The organism is Pontimicrobium sp. MEBiC06410, from assembly GCF_053601615.1.
In genome coordinates, this window is the sequence record NZ_JBSHNT010000164.1 from 526,942 (window position 1) to 546,871 (window position 19,930).

A 19,930-nucleotide genomic window follows, 5' to 3' on the forward strand; every position below is an offset into this window, starting at 1 on the left:
CGGTTTTTTTATGTTTTATAGTTATAGCCTTAATCTATAAACTTAAATCTAACAATACCATCTTCATCTATTTTGGTTAGCTCAACTGTTTGTAATGTATTTACTAATTCTGGATTCCATGGTGATTTAACTTTTACATAGTTTTCTGTAAAACCATAAATATATCCTTGTTTATTTTCACTTTCAAAAAGTACGGTACGCTTACTTCCTAATTGTTTTTCGTAAAATGCACGACGTAGTTTAACACTTAAACCTCTTAACATTTTACTTCGTTTGGCTCTAACATTTTTAGGTACCACACCATCCAAAGTAGCAGCTACTGTATTGTCTCTTTCTGAATAAGTAAACACATGTAAATAGGATATATCTAACGTATTAAGAAAGTTATAAGTATCTAAAAAGTGGGCTTCTGTTTCGCCAGGAAAACCAACAATAACATCTACTCCTATACAAGCGTGAGGCATTGCCTCTTTTATTTTGTTTACACGATCTGTATATAGCTCTCTCATGTAACGACGACGCATTAATTTTAACATCTCGTTATTTCCACTTTGTAATGGTATATGAAAGTGAGGTACAAAGGTTCTACTTTTTGAGACAAAATCTATAGTTTCGTTTTTAAGTAAATTAGGTTCTATAGAAGAGATTCGTAAACGCTCTATTCCTTCAACAGTATCTAAAGCTTCTACTAATTCATAAAAAGTATGCTCATGCTTTTTATTTCCAAATTCTCCTTTTCCGTAATCTCCTATATTAACCCCTGTTAATACAATTTCTTTTATATTTTTTTCAGAAATTTCTTTTGCGTTTTTCAACACATTTTCTAATGCATCACTACGAGATATTCCTCTTGCTAATGGTATTGTACAATACGTACATTTATAATCGCAACCATCTTGCACTTTTAAAAATGCACGTGTTCTATCTCCTATAGAGTAACTACCCACATAAAAATCGGCATCTTCTATCTCGCAAGAGTGTACTTCTCCAAAATCGTTTTTAGAGAGGTCGTTTATATAGTCTGTAATTTTAAATTTCTCTGTAGCGCCAAGTACTAAATCTACACCATTAACATCTGCTAATTCTTGTGGTTTTAATTGTGCATAACATCCAACAGCAGCAACAAAAGCTTCTGGGTTTGCTTTTTGAGCTTGTTTTACAATAGATTTAAAGCGCTTATCTGCATTTTCTGTAACAGAACAAGTATTAATAACATAAATATCTGCTGTTTCAGAGAAATCCACACGATCAAAGCCTTCATCTGTAAAATTTCTAGCTATAGTAGAAGTTTCAGAAAAATTAAGTTTACAACCTAAAGTATAAAATGCTACTTTTTTTCTCATAAATGGTTTTGTCGTTTTCGTGACGCTATAAATCTCTTTATATTTACTTTCTTTAATTCTCTTATGTACAAATAAGAGCGTGCAAATTTACAACTAAATTATAATATGATAAAACGTGTAACTAAGCATTTTAAACCAATAACAAACTATTTATTAGCTAGTTGTAGTATTATATTACTTTTTTCTTGTAATACAGCTGTAAATTCAAATAATGAGCATCTTGTTTTTAGATATAACGAACATAAAAACATTGGATCATTGGATCCCGCTTTCGCTAAAGATAATGCAGATATTTGGGCAGTGAATCAGCTTTTTAATGGTTTGGTACAAATGGATAACAATTTAAATGTACAGCCTTGTATTGCAAAAGATTGGTCTATTTCTGAAGATGCTTTAAATTACACCTTTACACTACGTGATGATGTTTATTTCCATAAACATTCGCTTTTTGGAAAAGATTCTACTAGAACGGTTAAGGCTTCAGATTTTGAATATAGTTTGAATAGGTTAATAGATGATAAAGTTGCTTCTTCTGGCCGTTGGGTAATGAATAAAGTAGAGTCTTTTTCGGCTATTAATGACACCATTTTTAATATTAAATTAAAACAAGGCTTTCCTGCATTTTTAGGGCTACTAACCATGAAATACTGCTCTGTAGTTCCTAAAGAAATTGTTGAACATTACGGAAGAGGTTTTAGGGCTAACCCTATTGGTACTGGGCCTTTTAAATTTAAGCGCTGGGAAGAAAATATAAAATTAGTTTTTAGAAAAAATAATTATTATTTTGAAACTGATAGCAACGGAAAACAACTTCCATATCTTGAAGCTGTTGCTATTACTTTTTTACCCGATAAACAAAGTGAATTTTTACAGTTTATTCAGGGTAATCTAGATTTTTTAAATTCTTTGGATGCTTCTTATCAAGATGATATTTTAACAGCAAAAGGAACGTTAAGAGACAAATACTCTAACCGTATAGACATGTTAAGAGGGCCATATTTAAACACAGAATATTTAGCCTTTTTTATGGAATCTGAATCGTCTGAAATGCAATCCAAATTATTACGTCAAGCTGTAAATTATGGTTTTGACAGGCAAAAAATGATGACTTTTTTAAGAAATGGTATTGGCATTCCTGCAAATGGTGGTTTTATTCCTAAGGGGCTTCCTGGGTATAACGCATCTATTGGTTTTACTTACAACCCAGAAAAAGCTAAAGCTTTAATAGCTCAATATATAAAAGAAACAGGAAACAAAACACCCAAAATTACAATAACTACAACTAGTAATTATTTAAATTTTTGTGAATACATTCAACGCGAACTTCAAAAAACTGGCTTATTAGTTGCAGTAGATGTTATACCCGCCTCTACCTTAAAATCCTCTAAAGCTAATGGTAAGCTAGATATGTTTAGAGCTAGTTGGGTTGCAGATTATCCAGATGCACAAAATTACCTTTCATTATATTACAGTAATAATTTTGCACCAAACGGCCCTAACTATACTCATTTTAAAAATAGTGTATTCGATGCATGGTATACGCAATCTTTTACCGAAACTAATATAACAAAAAGAGAAGCACTTTATACTAAAATGGATAGTTTGGTAATGCAAGAAACCCCAATAGTTCCCCTATATTATGATGAAGTTGTAAGGTTTACTCAAAAACCTATTTCTGGCCTAGGCATTAACCCTATTAACCTATTAAATTTAAAACGTGTTAAGAAACAGAAGTCATCGTTTTAGTGTCTGACTCTTTAAGAATTCCTGAAATAATTAAGTATTGAGATACTCCATAAAGTATCATTACAAAAACATCATAATGTGGTATAATCTCTGGGTTGTAAAACGATTGTAAAACGGTTACACTGTCGTTAATTACAGATAGTAAAACCCCAAGTAATACTAAAATATAGCTAATTCTGTTTACTTCATTTTTTCTTAAAAATGCAAATAACATTAGTATTAGAGAAATAAATAGGTAAATAAATACTGGTATTAAAAAACTCCCTAAGTTTCCTATTACTAAATTCATTATTAAGAGCATATGTATAAAACACAGAGCGAAAAAGGGGAATAAATCGACCAGTTTAAAGTCTTTTTGATTAGAAAATCTAAAAACATAAAATAACTTTCCTACTATAAACAGAAAAACACCTAGTATATAAAACATAACCTCCTCATAATTAATAAGAAACATATCTCCTATAAAAAAACAAAACATAGCTATATACATGTAGTACAAATGTTTTTTCTGTTGTTCTTTTTGATGTAAAAAATAAAAAATAATAAGAGAAATCATTATTAGAGATTTCGACAGGTAACGGTATGGTATTGTTTTTAATGTATCTTTTATTATTAGGTCTACAATTATTATCGTCATAAAAAGAACTACAAAACAAACTTTATTTTTAAATAATGCCTTCATGTTTTACTTCTAGACTGTATTTAACTTCTTCCTTTCTTTAACAATTCCAAGAACAATAAAATACTGAGACATACCATAAAACAGCATAATTGTAATATGGTTATAGGCTATGCTATTATCATAAAATTGTTTAAGTATGGTTAAACTATCAGAAAACATGGAGAGAATAACACCTACTAATACTAACCAATAGCTTGTTTTATTAACTTCATTTTTTCTTAAATAAGCAAATTGGGCTAAAATCATGACTATAAATAAGTACATGAGTAAAAATATAAAATAGTCTCCTAGGTTATTATATACTAGCATCATTAGGCTACACATATACACAAAACAAAACAACAGAAATGGTATTAATTTTAAAATATTAAAGTCTTCTTTATTAGAGAACCTAATGGCATACAAAATTTTACCTAATGCAAAAAATACAGACCCTATAACAAACATTACACTCGATTCTGAATTTATTAGAAAAACATCTCCAATTGTAAAACTTAATAATGCTAATATTACAATAGATACTTTGGTTAATTTTTCTTTTTTTTCATTAACTATAAAAAAGACTATCAAAGAAAAAATAAGCAGTGTTTTAGTTATATAACGATAAGGAAAAGCTTCCATATTAACTTTTATATAACTGTCTATTATTAATAGAACTATGTATAATACAGAAAAACACCAAAAATTTTTAAATAGCACGCTCATAAGTAGACTGTAGGGGAATACTTAAGCAATATATATTTTTTTTATTACATATTGATTCTATATTCAGTTTTATAGACAAACGACTATAAATCAATAACAAAACAAATAGGCGGTATCTATAGCCATTATATAATAGGGTACTATACTTATTAGAAAAATTACAGAGCTGTTTTCATTAATTATGTAGACTAATATACCCCTTAATACTTACTAGTAGACACTAAATTATTCTCTTCTGTATTTTTTAGTGTCTTCAAAAATAGTTAATAATATTTTTTCATCTTGTTCGGTAAATTCTAGATTTCGTCTAGACATTACAACTTTTGCTACTTCAAAAGCTTTTTTAGTATTATATGTTGTAAATCCCGAACTTCCTCCCCAACTATAACTAGGCACAAAATTACGTGGAAAACCACTACCAAAAATGTTAGCATTTACTCCAATTACTGTTCCTGTGTTAAACATAGTATTAATACCACATTTACTATGGTCACCCATCATTAACCCACAAAATTGCAATCCTGTTCTTGCAAAACTTTCTGTATCGTAATCCCAAAGCCTTACTTCTGCATAGTTATTCTTTAAATTAGAATTATTAGTATCTGCACCCAAGTTACACCATTCTCCTAATACAGAATTCCCTAAAAAGCCATCATGCCCCTTATTAGAATATCCAAATAGAACCGAATTATTAACCTCCCCTCCAACTTTACTATATGGCCCTACTGTAGTGGCTCCATAAATTTTTGTTGCCAGTTTTAACACTGCATTATTACATAATGCTAAAGGTCCTCGTACTACAGTACCTTCCATTATTTCAGAATCTTTCCCTATATATATAGGTCCAGAACTTGCATTTAGTGTCGTAAATTCTAATGTGGCACCTTCTTCAATAAATATATTTTCTGCAGCAATAATATTATTAGAACTAGGTATGGGTTGAGATTGACGTCCTTTTGTTAGTAAAGTAAAGTCTTGAGCAATAGCCTCTGCATTTTTAGAAAAAATATCCCAAGTGTGTTCTATTTGTAATATATCTTCATTAAACTCTATAGCCTCAAATGCATTTAAATCTATATCTTCTTGAGATTCTAAAGTAAAAAATGCGATAACATCTTCTCCTTTAAAAATAGCTTGATTTTCTTTTAAATCATTTATTAAAGCAACCAATTCTGGATTTGGACAATACGATGCATTAATCATTATGTTTGTTTCCAGTTCTACCATTGGGTATTTATCAGATAAATACTCCTCTGTTATGGTAGTTGTTGTTGCTTCAAGGTAATGTTCCCATTTTTCTCTAATAGTTAATATTCCAACTCTAATATCTGCTACTGGTCGTGTATATGTAAAAGGTAATAGTTGATTACGTGATGGGCCATCAAAAAGAATATAGTTCATTATATGCATAAAAGTTAGATATTAAAACTAGGAATTTCATCCTAATTTAAAATACTTGTTTGTCTTTTCAAAAATAGCTTAATTGTGTATAACAAAAAAAGCCTTTCAATAATTTGAAAGGCTTTATATATAGTTTCGCTTAAATTATTTTTTGAATTTAGCGTATTTGTTTTTGAATTTATCAATACGTCCTGCCGTATCAATTAATTTAGATTTACCAGTATAAAACGGGTGAGATGTTCTTGAAATTTCCATTTTAATTAATGGATATTCAGTTCCTTCAAACTCTATAGTTTCGTTTGTATTAGCAGTAGATTTAGTTATAAATACATCTTCATTCGACATATCTTTAAATGCTACTAATCTATAATTTTCTGGATGTATACCTTTTTTCATCGCTAAATGCTTTAATTCTATTCTATTTTCGAGGTGCAAATTTAATTCTTTTTTATTAACTAACAACAAATTTATAAGAATAATTTTAAACTTATTTTTGTAACGTTTCGCTATATTTGAATACTAACCTAGATAATTAACTATTAAACTACAAAAATATGGAAAATTCAATTAAATCATCAGCATTAAATTATGGCTTATATTTAGGAGGAACTCTTTCTGCTGTTACTATTTTAGGCTATGCAGTAAATTTAGGATTACTAACCAAATGGTGGTTAGGAGTATTGTTATTTATTGTAATAATTGTATTTGGAATTATGTCTGGATACAAATCTAAAAAAATACAAGAAGGATTTATTGAATTCAAAGATGCCTTCAGTTCTTATTTTATAACTGTAGCTGTAGGTCTTATTATAAGTATGACTGTTGGCATAATCATATTTAATTTTATAGATCCTGAAGCAGCTATAACTTTAAAAGAGAAAACAATAGAATCATCTATAGAAATCATGAGAAACTTTGGAGCTCCTGAAGAAGCTATAGCAAAGAGTTTAGAACAAATGGAAGCGCAAAAAAATCAATTTGCAATTGGACCTCAATTACAATCTACTGCAATCTTTTTAATTATTCAAGCGATAATAGGACTTATTATAGCGTTAATTATTAAAAGACCTCGTCAAAACGCATAATATTCATATATTTGAAACATATAATTTCAAATACATTTTATGAACATATCAGTAGTCATACCACTACTTAACGAACAAGAATCACTAACAGAATTATATGATTGGATTGCAAAAGTTATGCAATCCAATCATTTTTCTTATGAAATCATTTTTATAGATGACGGTTCTACAGATGGTTCATGGGAGACTATCACGAATCTTTCTCAAAAGGATAATAATGTAAAAGGCATTCGTTTCCTTAAAAATTTTGGTAAATCTCAAGCATTACATGCTGGTTTTATAAAAGCTAAAGGAGATGTTGTTATTACCATGGATGCCGATTTACAGGATAATCCAGACGAAATCCCTGAGCTATACAACATGATTGTAAAGGAAAAGTTCGATTTAGTTTCTGGATGGAAAAAAAAGAGATTTGATAATAAATTAACTAAAAACTTACCTTCTAAATTATTCAACTGGGCAGCTAGAAAAACATCTGGTGTTACATTAAACGATTTTAATTGTGGTTTAAAAGCCTATAATTTAAACGTTGTAAAAAATATAGATGTTAATGGCGAAATGCATCGTTACATACCTGTATTAGCTAAAAATGCTGGATTTACTAGCATTGGAGAAAAAGTAGTACAACATCAAGCCCGAAAATATGGCGAAACCAAATTTGGTATGGATCGTTTTATAAACGGTTTTTTAGATTTAATTACCATTTGGTTTATTTCTCGTTTTGGGAGGCGTCCAATGCATTTGTTTGGTGCCCTAGGTGTTATTATGTTTTTAATAGGTATTTTATTTTCTGCCTATTTAGGAATAGATAAATTATACCTAAATAAAACAGGACGTTTAATAACAGAACGACCACAGTTTTACATAGCCTTAGTAACCATGATAATTGGTACACAATTTTTTGTGGCTGGCTTTTTAGGAGAAATTATTTTAAGCACAAAACGGGACAAAAAACGCTATTTAATTGGAAATGAATTAAATTTCTAATTAAAACACTCAAATTAACACCGTCTTAGGTTTTAACATTTTCATAATTGATTATTTTTGCAGTCTATAACAATAAACTATGATACACATAGAACCCGAATTATTAAACAGAGTTAATACCTGGATAACTCCAGTTTTTGATACAGCCACTCAAGACCATATAAAACATTTAATTGCTACTAACCCAACAGAACTAAAAGAAAGTTTCTATAAAGATTTAGAGTTTGGTACTGGCGGTATGCGAGGTGTTATGGGTATTGGCACAAACAGAATTAACAAATATACACTAGGGAAAAATACACAAGGCATAAGCAATTACATGCATAAGGTATTCCCTAACCAAGACTTAAAAGTAGCTATTGCTTTCGATTGTAGACACAATAGTAAAACCTTAGCAAAAGTCGTTGCCGATGTTTTTTCGGCTAATAATATTAAAGTTTTTTTATTTGAAGACTTACGCCCTACTCCAGAGTTATCATTTGCGTTAAAACATTTAAACTGTCATTGTGGTATTGTTTTAACAGCATCTCACAATCCACCAGAATATAATGGCTATAAAGTATATTGGCAAGATGGCGGACAATTAGTACCACCACAAGATGCCGAAATTATAGAAATAATTAATACATTAGATTACTCTGAAATTAAATTTGAAGCTAATAATAACTTAATTGAATACATAGGTAAAACAGTAGACGATATTTTCATTAACGCTTCAGTTAAAAATGGAAGTTTTAATACACCTCAAAAAGCAAAAGAAGACTTAAATGTAGTATTCACGTCTTTACACGGTACTTCTATAATGACCATTCCTGAAACATTTAAACGCGCAGGATACACCAATGTACATATCGTTGAAGAACAAAAAGTACCAAATGGCGACTTTCCAACTGTAAAATCTCCTAATCCTGAAGAACCCGAAGCTTTAAAAATGGCTTTAGATTTGGCAAATAAAGTAGATGGCGATATAGTAATAGGTACAGACCCAGATAGTGATCGTGTTGGTATAGCAGTTAGAAATTTAGACAACGAGTTAGTTTTACTTAATGGTAACCAAACCATGATTATGATGACTCACTTTCTTCTAGAGCAATGGAAAGCGAGTAATAAAATAAAAGGCAAAGAATTTGTAGGAAGTACAATTGTATCTACACCAATGATGTCTGTTTTAACTAACGCCTATAATGTAGAGTGCAAAATAGGGCTAACTGGTTTTAAATGGATTGCAAAAATGATTAATGACTTCCCCGAATTAGATTTTATTGGTGGAGGTGAAGAAAGTTTTGGGTTTATGGTTGGTGATTTTGTAAGAGATAAAGATGCCATTACCTCTGCCCTTTTAGCTTGCGAAATTGCAGCGCAAGCAAAAGCAAAAGGAAGTTCGTTTTATAAAGAGTTAATACAACTATATGTTACACACGGGCTTTATAAAGAGCGTTTAATTTCAATAACAAAAAAAGGCATTGAAGGCGCACAAGAAATCAAACAAATGATGATTGATGCTCGCGAAAACCCTTTACAATATGTTAATGACTCTAAAGTTACTTTAATTGAAGATTATCAATTATCAACTTCTAAAAACACAAGTACAGGAGAAGTTTCAACAATCGATATTCCTAAATCTAACGTATTAATATACTATACAGAAGACGGAAGTAAAATTGCACTACGCCCTAGTGGAACAGAACCAAAAATTAAGTTCTACATTAGCGTAAATTCACCGCTAGACAATATGTCAGCATTTAAAGTAACGGAACAACAATTGGAAACTAATATTGATGCTATTTTAAAAGATATGCAGCTAAACTAAATGAAAAAAATATTAAATCAATTATTACCCTTTATAAAGAGTTATAAAAAACATGTTGTTTTAAATGTTATTTTTAACATTCTTAATGCCTTATTCACTACACTTTCTTTTGTAGCATTAATACCAATGCTAAATGTTTTATTCGATAAAACAAATAGAGTAACAAAAGAACCTGTTTGGAATGGAATTGGGGATTTAAAAGATTATGGTAACGATTTACTTAACTATAAAATTAGTGGTTATTTAGATGACAATAACGCTCAAATGGCCTTAATTATAGTAATTTCTATAGTAATCTTCACTTTTGCTCTAAAAAATTTATTTGGTTATCTAGCCAGCCAGCATGTTATGTACCTAAAAAATGGGGTTTTAACAGATTTACGAAATGATTTGTACGATAACATCATTAATCTACCTATAAGTTTCCATTCTAAAAAACAAAAAGGAGACGTAATGTCAAGAATTTTAGGAGATATTGTAGAAATGCAAAATTCTTTATTTATAGTTTTAGAGTTAATTGTTAGAGAACCATTAAATATTATTTTTGCTTTAGGAACAATGTTTTATATAAATTGGAAACTATCCCTTTTTGTTCTAGTTTTTATTCCTACTGCTGGATTTATAATTTCTCTAATTGGAAAAAAACTTAAAAGCGAATCCCTAACAGCACAGCAAGAATCTGGAAAATTAATTTCTATAATTGAAGAATCGTTAACCGGACTAAAAATTGTTAAAAGCTACAATGCAGAACACATTTTTAGAGTTAATTTTAGAAATTCGGCTAGTAAGCTTTTAAAACTATCAAACAGTATAGGACTTAAAAATAATCTAGCAGGCCCAGTTAGTGAGATATTAGGAATCATCACTATAGCAGTATTATTATGGTATGGAGGTAAATTAGTACTAATAGATAAAGCTATAGAAGGGACAACCTTTATAGGATTCATGTTATTAGCTTACGGTATTTTAACGCCTGCAAAAGCTATAAGTAAAGCTTCATACCGTGTAAAAAATGGTATGGCTGCTGCAGATCGTGTTTTCGAAATTCTGCATCACAATAACGAAATGCCCGATTTACCAGATGCACAAGACTTAAACACCTTTAATAAAAATATATCTATTAATAACATCACCTTTAAATATGATAATGATCCTATATTAAAAAAATTCTCAATAAATATACCTAAAGGAAAAACAATAGCTTTAGTTGGGCAGTCTGGATCTGGAAAAAGTACTATCGCAAATTTACTAACAAGGTTTTACGATGTTAACGAAGGAAGCATAAGTATTGACAATACTAACATAAAAGATATTACAAAAAAATCTTTACGAAGTTTAATTGGCTTAGTAACACAAGACTCTATTCTATTTAATGACTCTATTAAAAACAATCTTTTAATTGGAAAAGAAAATGCAAAACAAGAAGATATTATAAAAGCGTTAAAAATAGCAAATGCATGGGAGTTTGTAAAAGATTTACCACAAGGTATCGAAACTAATGTTGGTGACGCTGGTAACAATTTTTCTGGCGGACAAAAACAACGCTTAAGCATTGCAAGAGCAGTACTTAAAAATCCGCCAATAATGATTTTAGATGAAGCCACATCTGCTTTAGATACAGAAAGCGAACGGGCCGTACAAATAGCTTTAGAAAATATGATGAAGAATAGAACATCTATAGTTATTGCTCATAGATTATCTACCATTCAAAATGCAGACGAAATTATAGTTATGCAAAAAGGAGAAATATGCGAACAAGGCAAGCATAATGAACTCATTGCTAAAAATGGAGTTTATAAAAAACTAGTAGATATGCAAAGCTTCGAATAATAAATACAAAAAGGATAAACATAATGTTTATCCTTTTTTGTTCATTGTTAGATTTGGGGACGACTAACAACATAAGTATGTTTGTTCCTCAAAAGTAATTTAAAAAAAATAAGAAAACAAAAAAAAGTGTTTTTAATCGATAAATAGCAACACTTAATCGAATTCAAACTTTACGTTTAAAAAAGTGTTATTTTAAAATTAAACCATTATAAACGATTGTAGTCTAATAAGAAATTAATTTTTGTGACTAAAGACAAAGAACTCGTAAAACAACTACAAACAAAAACTAGTAAAGACCAAGCATTTAGAACGCTTATAAGCCTTTACAAGGAACGTTTATATTGGCATATAAGAAATATAGTAAAGTCTCATGATGATGCAGACGATGTACTACAAAACACTTTTATAAAGGTCTATAAAAACATTGATAATTTTAAGGGAGATAGTAAACTATATTCTTGGCTATATCGTATTGCAACTAACGAATCTATTACATTAGTAAATAAAAATGCTAAACGATTGCAGATAACAAGTGAGGAAGTACAGCATTTAGCTATAAATAACTTGCAAGCTGATGTTTATTTTGAAGGAGATGAAATTCAATTAAAATTACAAAAAGCCATTGCAACATTACCAGATAAACAACAGCTAGTTTTTAATATGAAGTATTTTCAAGACATAAAATATAAAGATATGGCTAGTATACTAGAAACAAGTGAAGGAGCTTTAAAAGCATCGTACCACATAGCTATAAAAAAAATAGAAAAATACTTAACAGCACATTAAACTATTTAATACATTAACAGTCTTACAATTACAAGATTATTTTGTAAAAAATTAAATGAAAAAAAACAACTTACATAACATTAAAGACTCTGGATTTAAAACACCCGATCATTATTTTGAGTGTTTAGAAGATTCTATTTTAAATGAAGTACAACTCAGTGAAAATATAGAGGTCCCAGATCATTATTTTGATGGTTTAGAAGATATAATTTTAAGTAAAGCTAAACTTAGCGAAAAAGTTAATACTACTGGTTTTAAAACACCAGAAGATTATTTTGATACCATAGAAGATACTATTATTAATAAAGTAGAGATAAAACAAAACCAAAAAATAATACCATTATTTAATAAAAAGACTTTTCTATATATCTCCAGTATAGCAGCAGTTATACTTTTATTTTTTAGCTTACCTATTTTCTCTAATGAGAAGAATACAGAAGCACTTTCTATCTCCGATATAGATACAGAATTAATAGATAAATATGTATTAGATGAAACACAGGCCACAGACCTAGCCATTCTATTTACAGAAACAGAATTAGACGAAACTAGTTTTATAAATTACAATTTAAGTGACGATGCACTAGATACCTATTTAGAAGACTTAGATGAAAATGAATTAATATTGCAATAAAATGAATACAACAAAAATACTCTCAATACTATTACTACTCCTTACAGTTAATATGCACGCCCAGCGCATAAGTAAGGATAAATTAAAAGCTTTAAAAATAGCACATATTACCGAAAAACTAGACTTAACCACAAAAGAAGCTCAAGACTTTTGGCCTATATACAATGCAAATGAAGAAGCAAGACATAAAATTAGAGAAAAGAGCGATTTAAAACATAAATTAAAAGGTAAAAACCCTGAAGATTTAACAGAAGCAGAAGCTAAAATGCTTTTGGATAATATTATTAAAATTGAAGAAGAACGTATTAAGCTACAAAAAAGTTATTACAAAAAACTTCAAGAGGTACTTTCTGCTAAAAAAATAATGAAACTTATGCAGGCCGATAGATCTTTTAGACAAAAAATGATTAGAGAGTTTAAAGAACGACATAGAGGTAAAAAAGGAGAAATAAGAAAATCAAGACATTAAAAAACAGCCAATTGGCTGTTTTTTTTTAATATCTCTATAGCATAAGGTAATCTTCTTATTTAAACGTTAATTTAGAGATTTTTTTATTTCCAGCTGCAAAAGCGATACTGTCATTTAAAAACCTAATAGTATAATACCCATCATCACTTAAATGTTTCCAAGTGTTTCCGCTATCGTTAGAATAATCTATCCCTTTATAACCAATAGCAACTAAAGCCTTTCCGCCACTATTAGGTACATATTTAACACAACTTCTATACCCTGGGTTTTGGTTTTGTGCAACCAACTCCCATGTTTTTCCACCGTCTTTAGTCTTTATTTTGTTAGCTGCATTCGCCTCTGGTTTTGTATAATCACCACCAATAGCATAACCATTCAATTCATCATAAAAATCTACAGAATACATTCCTGTTGTTTCTATACCTTGTATTATAGGTGTTTCAAAAACCTGCCAAGTATGTCCTTTATCTGGTGAATATAAAATTCTACTGGTTTTACCACCAGTAGCAACCCATGTTTTATCACCTACTATAGCAATATTAGTATCACTAGCTGCAAAAGCAGCCTCTCCATCCTTAGCTTTTGGTAATACATCGCAAGATAACTTAGACCATGAATTACCACCATCTCTTGTAACTATAATACTCATACAATCTTCTGTAGGGTCTCCAATAGCAATACCTTCCTCCTCATTCCAAAACTCCATAGAATCATAAAATGCTTTCTCATTTACTTCTGTATAAACTAGCTTTATTTTTTCTTTATCAACATCTAGACTATACACTAAAGTAGGGTTACCAATACTAATACCATAAGCAGTTTTTTTGTTTACAGCCAAAGCCCTAAAATTAGGCAAAATAGAATCGTGCTTTAATTGAATAGGAAAGTTTTTAATGTAGTCTTTTTTAATATTTATTGTAACATCGGGCATAACAAAAGTTCCAAATTGCCCTTTAGAAGTTAAAAAAGCAAAACCATCTTTCTTTTTAATTACTTCAAGAGCCCTTACGTTTAATGTAGAATCTTCAATAAGCACATCAATATCTACAGCGCTAATTGTTTTTATACTAGGCCTAGCCTCTTTCATTAAACGCTTATTACCGCATGACATAACCAGTAATACTAACAGTAAAACAATATTAATTCTATTCATTTATAACAATTTTAATTCTGCCAATAAATATAATGCATTTGTTTTACAGATTATCTCTTTTTATAGAACGATTTGCCAATCGTTTTTATAGATATAATATTTAAAGGAAACTCCATAAAAACATGAATCATACTTAAAAACAACAACATAATTAAACCAACTTTATAACTATAAAAATACAATGCTACAGAAGCGATCCATAACACCATTATAACAATTGTCTTTTTTTTATTTAAACGTTTATGCCAACCAATAACAGTTGTTTTAGAAAACCAGTTTAAATAATGATAAGTATAGGCAAAAGCAATAAACATTTGCACTTTTAGGTCTATACTCTCATAAAAAAAGAACTTTGTCCCATCACTTAAACCAAGTAATTTATAGATATGCACATTAATAATATGGAAATTGTTCTCTGTAAATATTTGCTTAACACTATCAGAAAAATGATACGATTTACCATCAATATTAATAATAGCAATAATAACAGGAACAAGCAGTAATAAAATAACATTAAAATAACCTACACGAGCTTTGGTTTTTAAATTGCCATACCACATAAATAACAATGTAAAAAGGTATACATGAATTATAGTTGGTAAAAAAACGCTAAATAAAATAATAGATGCTTCTACATTGCGCAATAAATAAGCAACAATTAAACCCAAGATAACGACTCCGTATTGCTTCTTTCTATCTTTAAAGTTCAACAAGGCGAAAGCAATAACTATTGCCAGAAAAAACAGTGCAGTATCGTACTTTAAAATAATGTATCGTATACTTTGTACTAGCGTGTTATTACCAATACTCTCAAAAAACGGCAGCTTTATTAATGTGGGCAAAGTTATAATAAAACAAAAGGCGCAGATAATATAAATCCAAAGTTTATTATCTATAAAATAGTTTTTATCCTTAATCCAGTTAATCTCTGTAAAGTAATGCAATGGCCCTAGAACGGCATAAGAAAATAAAAAAAGTTCAAATGGTAAAAAATAGGCCAAAATAAATGCAACTACAATTAAGCCAGTATTTAAGATATCTACTTTAAAATTACCCATAAACAAAAATTAAAACTGAAAAATAATATAATTATGCCACTTTAACGTAAAAAAGAGAATTCAAAAAAAAGCTTCAGTAACCACACTGAAGCTTTTTTAAAATTAATTAATCAAAAAACAATCAACTCTCCCTTTATTAGAGTTGTTATTAATTAAATATAAAGTTGACAGGACTAGTTATCAACTTTACCATATAAAACTCAATTAATTAGACTTCAATAAACCTTAAACGTTTAATTACCTATTGTAAATAATTTTAATTGCTTCTAAAATCGTACCTTTGCAAGCCCGAATTAAAAACGATAATTCTTTGATTTTAATTCGTTTAATTAAACACCAATCGCCTTTACCTGCAATATGCCAGAATAAAGGAAGATTATAGAGGATAAAGAAATGAGATTACACAGAAATTTATGTTTTGCTACTGTTGATGGTTTATTACTAATCTTTAACGAAGGCATGTATGCAGACAAAGTAGTACAACAACTTTTAAAACGCGATAAGCGCTGGGGTAGCAGAGATAGAGGTTTTGTAGCAGAAACAACTTACGATATTGTACGTTGGAAACGTTTATATAGCGAAATTGCAAATGTAAAAGAACCATTTTCAAGAGACGATATTTGGAGATTATTTGCAGTTTGGGCTACTTTAAAAGGTATAAAATTACCAGATTGGAAATACTTTAAAGGGACTCCAATACGTAAAATTAAAGGGCGTTTTGATGAGCTTTCTAAAATTAGAAAAGTAAAAGAATCCTTTACAGATTGGATGGATGAACTTGTTGTTAAGGAACTAGGGGAAACTGTATGGAATAAAGAAGCAGTTGCCTTAAACGTACAAGCTGATGTTATTTTAAGAACGAATACACTTAAAATAACAAAAGACAAACTGCAATCAGAACTATTTGATTTAGATATAGAAACCGAAAGTATTAAAGGCTATCCAGATGCTTTAAAATTAACAGAGCGTAAAAACGTATTTACTAGCGATGCGTTTAAAAAAGGATATTTTGAAGTTCAAGATGCATCCTCTCAATTAGTTGCTAAATTCTTAGATGTAAAGCCAGGAATGAGAGTTGTAGATACATGTGCCGGAGCTGGGGGTAAAACATTACACATTGCAGCTTTAATGGAAAACAAAGGGCAAGTTATTGCAATGGACATCTATGATAATAAATTAAAAGAATTAAAACGTAGAGCTAAACGTGCTGGAGCACATAATATTGAAATGCGTGTAATTGACTCTACTAAACCTATTAAAAAATTACACGACAAAGCAGATCGTGTATTAATAGATGCACCATGTTCTGGTTTAGGAGTTATAAAAAGAAACCCAGACGCTAAGTGGAAATTACAACCAGAATTTATAGATAAAATTAAAAGTACACAAGCCGATATTTTAAACAGCTACTCTAAAATGGTTAAACCAGGAGGAAAGTTAGTTTATGCAACATGCTCTATTTTACCTTCAGAAAACCAAGACCAAGTAAAAACATTCTTAACCAGCGAAACTGGACAAGATTTTACGTTTATTAAGGATAAAAAAATACTAGCTCACGAATCTGGTTTCGATGGCTTTTACATGGCTTTATTAGAAAGAAAAGGCTAATTACACATATAATATTATACGTAAATAAACCTTTAAACAATAGCTAAAACACTATACCTCAACCATACAGTGTTTAAAATTAAGTTTCAAAATTAATAAAACAATAAATATAAATTCTTAAATTACATAAGTGTAAAGTGCAAAAAAGAATTACCACCTATAATTTAAATTAAATGAAACAAGTTTACTTAACAATTACCCTATTAATTGTATGCTTAACAACTTTTGCTCAAGCTCCTTCTGGATATTATAATTCCGCAACTGGAACAGGGTATACTTTAAAAACACAACTTAAAGACATTATTGACAATAACAATGATGGTTTATCTCCAGAATATCAATCTACAGATCCTGGTTATAGTGGCTTATATGAAACGTACAAAACATCGGATGTAGATAATTACTACGAGAATAACGGTACTGTATTAGATATGTATACAGAAAACCCTAGTGGTACAGATGTTAAAGAATATGATCATGATACAGATAGAGATCCTGGCTCTGGTGGTACTTCCGAAGGGCAATACTTTAATAGAGAACATATTATACCACAGTCTTTTTTTAGTCAATCTACTCCAGAACGTTCAGATGCGCACTTTGTAGTCCCATCAGACAAATATGTAAATAACCAACGTGGTAGTTTTCCATTCGGTGTAGTACAAACACCAAATGCAACATACACAAATGGCTCTAGAAGAGGTAACAACTTAAATTCTGGATACTCGGCAGGATATACCAATACTGTATTTGAGCCTATAGATGAATTTAAAGGAGACATCGCAAGAATGCATTTTTATTTTGCAACGCGTTATGAAGATGATATCCCTACATATTCAGCAAATTATGATATGATTATAAAATCAAGTCAGCAAGTATATACAGATACATTTTTAAGTATTTTATTACAATGGCATGCACAAGACCCTGTATCTCAAAGAGAAATAGATAGAAATAACGCTATTTTTGCCAGACAAAATAACCGAAACCCATTTATAGATAATCCAACATGGGTAAATACTATATGGGGAGGTGGTACTGCAGACACGCAAGCACCAACAACACCAACAAACTTAACAGCCTCTAACCCTACAGCAACAACTGTAGATTTATCATGGACAGCCTCTACAGATAATACTGCTGTAACAAATTATGATATATACATAGGCGGTTCATTTTATGTTTCTACTAACTCGGCGGCAACAACTTATACTGTAACAGGGTTATCACCAGAAACAATGTATGCATTTACCGTATTAGCCACAGATGCTGCAAATAATATGTCTGCACAAAGTACAACTGCGAATGAAACTACATTAATGGGCTCAGGAAGTGGTAGTGAATGTGCAAACGAAAGTTTCCAAAATATTCCTTCATCTGGCGGTATTCCTACATCCTATACCACTAGAATTTGGACTGGAGATAATGGACTTATCTGGAATGCTACAGATGCAAGAACAGACCAAACTATTAATGGAGAAGCAATTACTGTTAGAAATGGTAATTTAACCTCTCCTACCATTGGAGGTGGAATTGGTGAGTTAACAGTAACAACTCAATTAACGTTTGGAGGTTCCTCTGGCACATTTGACTTATTAGTAAACGGCGTATCTGTAGGTAGTATACCTTACAGTGGAGATAATACAACACCTACAACAACAACGGTTTCTAATATTAATATAGAAGGTAATGTTATTGTTGTTTTAGATAATCAATCTACTTCTAATAGAGTTAGAATAGACGATTTATCATGGACCTGCTACTCTGCTCCATCTACAGATTTACAATTAGCAGCAAAAGTTTATTTACAAGGAGCTGCCATAAATAGAAGTTTTGTATCAGGAGAAGAAGATTGGATGCGAGATGATTTAAGAGTAAATAATTTAATCCCAACAACAAGCCCTTACGATGCAACAACATGTAATGCTACAGTTTTTAACACTGTAGGTAGTGATGCCATTGTGGATTGGGTTTTAGTACAATTAAGAGACTCCGCAGATAATACTTCGATAATAGAAAGTCAATCTGCTCTATTACAAAGAGATGGTGACATTGTAGATGTAGATGGCACATCTAGTTTAAGTTTTACAGCTATGCCAGATAATTATTTTATAGCAATAAAACACCGCAATCACTTAGGCATAATGTCTAGTAATACAATAACGTTATCTACAATAGCTACTACAGTAGACTTTACAGATAGTGCTACCCCTATTACTTTTGGTACCGATGCTCAAACAACATATATAATGCCAACAGGTATTGCTGCAATGTGGGCAGGAGATGCTAACCAAGATGGAAAGCTTAATTACTTAGGAGGACAATCAGATGTACCTTCTATTAGAAGCCAAGTATTTAACGACCCTAATAATTCTGTATTTGGAGGCCCTCCAGTAGCAACTTACCTTTCTGCTGGGTATAATGCTACAGATATAAATTTAGATGGTAATACAGTATACTCTGGCGCTACAAGTGATGTTTTACATATAAGAAACAATATTTTTAACAATCCATCAAACTCTGTGTTTGGAGGCCCACCAGTTGCAACTTATATCTTTACACAACAATTACCAGAAGGAGCAAACTAAATATAGTTCTACTATTATATAAAAAAACGACTAACACTAGTCGTTTTT

Annotated in this window: 17 protein-coding genes; 10 read left to right on the forward strand and 7 right to left on the reverse strand. The window is 30.3% G+C overall.

Annotation, left to right across the window (positions count from 1 at the left end):
• Positions 1-29 precede the first annotated feature (29 nt).
• The gene (gene mtaB / locus ACVC08_RS20105) at positions 30-1,343 is read right to left on the reverse strand and encodes a tRNA (N(6)-L-threonylcarbamoyladenosine(37)-C(2))-methylthiotransferase MtaB (protein WP_452599891.1); all 1,314 of its coding nucleotides are present in this window, start codon (positions 1,341-1,343) and stop codon (positions 30-32) included.
• Between the two features lie 105 nt (positions 1,344-1,448).
• On the opposite strand from mtaB, the gene ACVC08_RS20110 reads away from it, so the two are divergent.
• Positions 1,449-3,089: an ABC transporter substrate-binding protein gene (locus ACVC08_RS20110; protein WP_452603406.1), complete on the forward strand. Its 1,641-nt coding sequence runs from the start codon at positions 1,449-1,451 to the stop codon at positions 3,087-3,089.
• Here ACVC08_RS20110 and ACVC08_RS20115 read toward each other — a convergent pair.
• The 4 genes from ACVC08_RS20115 to ACVC08_RS20130 all read right to left on the reverse strand — a co-directional run bounded on the left by ACVC08_RS20115 (position 3,064) and on the right by ACVC08_RS20130 (position 6,273).
• The gene (locus ACVC08_RS20115; RefSeq protein ID WP_452603407.1) at positions 3,064-3,771 is read right to left on the reverse strand and encodes a lysoplasmalogenase family protein; all 708 of its coding nucleotides are present in this window, start codon (positions 3,769-3,771) and stop codon (positions 3,064-3,066) included. The two genes, ACVC08_RS20110 and ACVC08_RS20115, sit on opposite strands and share 26 nt — an antisense overlap.
• A 9-nt stretch (positions 3,772-3,780) precedes the next feature.
• Entirely contained in the window at positions 3,781-4,392 is a 612-nt protein-coding gene (locus ACVC08_RS20120) for a lysoplasmalogenase family protein (RefSeq protein WP_452603408.1), read from the reverse strand.
• A 309-nt stretch (positions 4,393-4,701) separates the two neighbouring features.
• Positions 4,702-5,877 carry a GlmU family protein gene (locus ACVC08_RS20125; RefSeq protein ID WP_452603409.1) on the reverse strand — a complete coding sequence of 392 codons (1,176 nt, stop codon included), beginning with the start codon at positions 5,875-5,877 and terminating at the stop codon, positions 4,702-4,704.
• 144 nt (positions 5,878-6,021) lie between these two features.
• Positions 6,022-6,273, reverse strand: a complete 252-nt coding sequence (locus tag ACVC08_RS20130; RefSeq protein ID WP_452596557.1) for a type B 50S ribosomal protein L31 — start codon at positions 6,271-6,273, stop codon at positions 6,022-6,024.
• 158 nt (positions 6,274-6,431) lie between these two features.
• Here ACVC08_RS20130 and ACVC08_RS20135 point away from each other — a divergent pair, with 158 nt between their 5' ends.
• The 7 genes from ACVC08_RS20135 (at position 6,432) to ACVC08_RS20165 (ending at position 13,478) form a co-directional block, all read left to right on the forward strand.
• The gene (locus ACVC08_RS20135) at positions 6,432-6,962 is read left to right on the forward strand and encodes a DUF4199 domain-containing protein (RefSeq protein WP_452603410.1); all 531 of its coding nucleotides are present in this window, start codon (positions 6,432-6,434) and stop codon (positions 6,960-6,962) included.
• 39 nt (positions 6,963-7,001) lie between these two features.
• A complete protein-coding gene (locus ACVC08_RS20140; protein ID WP_452596555.1) occupies positions 7,002-7,949 on the forward strand; it encodes a glycosyltransferase family 2 protein in 948 nt (315 codons plus the stop codon).
• A gap of 79 nt (positions 7,950-8,028) precedes the next feature.
• On the forward strand, positions 8,029-9,759 hold the full coding sequence (locus ACVC08_RS20145; protein ID WP_452603411.1) for a phospho-sugar mutase: 1,731 nt from the start codon (positions 8,029-8,031) through the stop codon (positions 9,757-9,759).
• Positions 9,760-11,589, forward strand: coding sequence for an ABC transporter ATP-binding protein (locus ACVC08_RS20150; protein WP_452603412.1), 1,830 nt, complete (start codon positions 9,760-9,762; stop codon positions 11,587-11,589).
• 243 nt (positions 11,590-11,832) lie between these two features.
• Positions 11,833-12,375, forward strand: a complete 543-nt coding sequence (locus tag ACVC08_RS20155) for an RNA polymerase sigma factor (RefSeq protein ID WP_452596466.1) — start codon at positions 11,833-11,835, stop codon at positions 12,373-12,375.
• Positions 12,376-12,430: 55 nt separating this feature from the next.
• On the forward strand, positions 12,431-13,009 hold the full coding sequence (locus ACVC08_RS20160) for a hypothetical protein (protein ID WP_452603413.1): 579 nt from the start codon (positions 12,431-12,433) through the stop codon (positions 13,007-13,009).
• Position 13,010: 1 nt separating this feature from the next.
• Positions 13,011-13,478 carry a sensor of ECF-type sigma factor gene (locus ACVC08_RS20165; protein ID WP_452603414.1) on the forward strand — a complete coding sequence of 156 codons (468 nt, stop codon included), beginning with the start codon at positions 13,011-13,013 and terminating at the stop codon, positions 13,476-13,478.
• Between the two features lie 55 nt (positions 13,479-13,533).
• On the opposite strand, the gene ACVC08_RS20170 is transcribed toward ACVC08_RS20165, so the two are convergent.
• Together ACVC08_RS20170 and ACVC08_RS20175 are read right to left on the reverse strand one after the other, a co-directional pair.
• Positions 13,534-14,631, reverse strand: a complete 1,098-nt coding sequence (locus ACVC08_RS20170) for an oxidoreductase (protein ID WP_452603415.1) — start codon at positions 14,629-14,631, stop codon at positions 13,534-13,536.
• 50 nt (positions 14,632-14,681) lie between these two features.
• Positions 14,682-15,689 (reverse strand): hypothetical protein, encoded by a 1,008-nt coding sequence (locus ACVC08_RS20175; protein ID WP_452603416.1) that lies wholly within the window; start codon positions 15,687-15,689, stop codon positions 14,682-14,684.
• A gap of 393 nt (positions 15,690-16,082) precedes the next feature.
• On the opposite strand from ACVC08_RS20175, the gene ACVC08_RS20180 reads away from it, so the two are divergent.
• Both ACVC08_RS20180 and ACVC08_RS20185 read left to right on the forward strand, forming a co-directional pair.
• On the forward strand, positions 16,083-17,297 hold the full coding sequence (locus ACVC08_RS20180; protein WP_452603417.1) for an RsmB/NOP family class I SAM-dependent RNA methyltransferase: 1,215 nt from the start codon (positions 16,083-16,085) through the stop codon (positions 17,295-17,297).
• A gap of 173 nt (positions 17,298-17,470) precedes the next feature.
• A complete protein-coding gene (locus ACVC08_RS20185) occupies positions 17,471-19,882 on the forward strand; it encodes an endonuclease (RefSeq protein ID WP_452603418.1) in 2,412 nt (803 codons plus the stop codon).
• Positions 19,883-19,930: the final 48 nt, after the last annotated feature.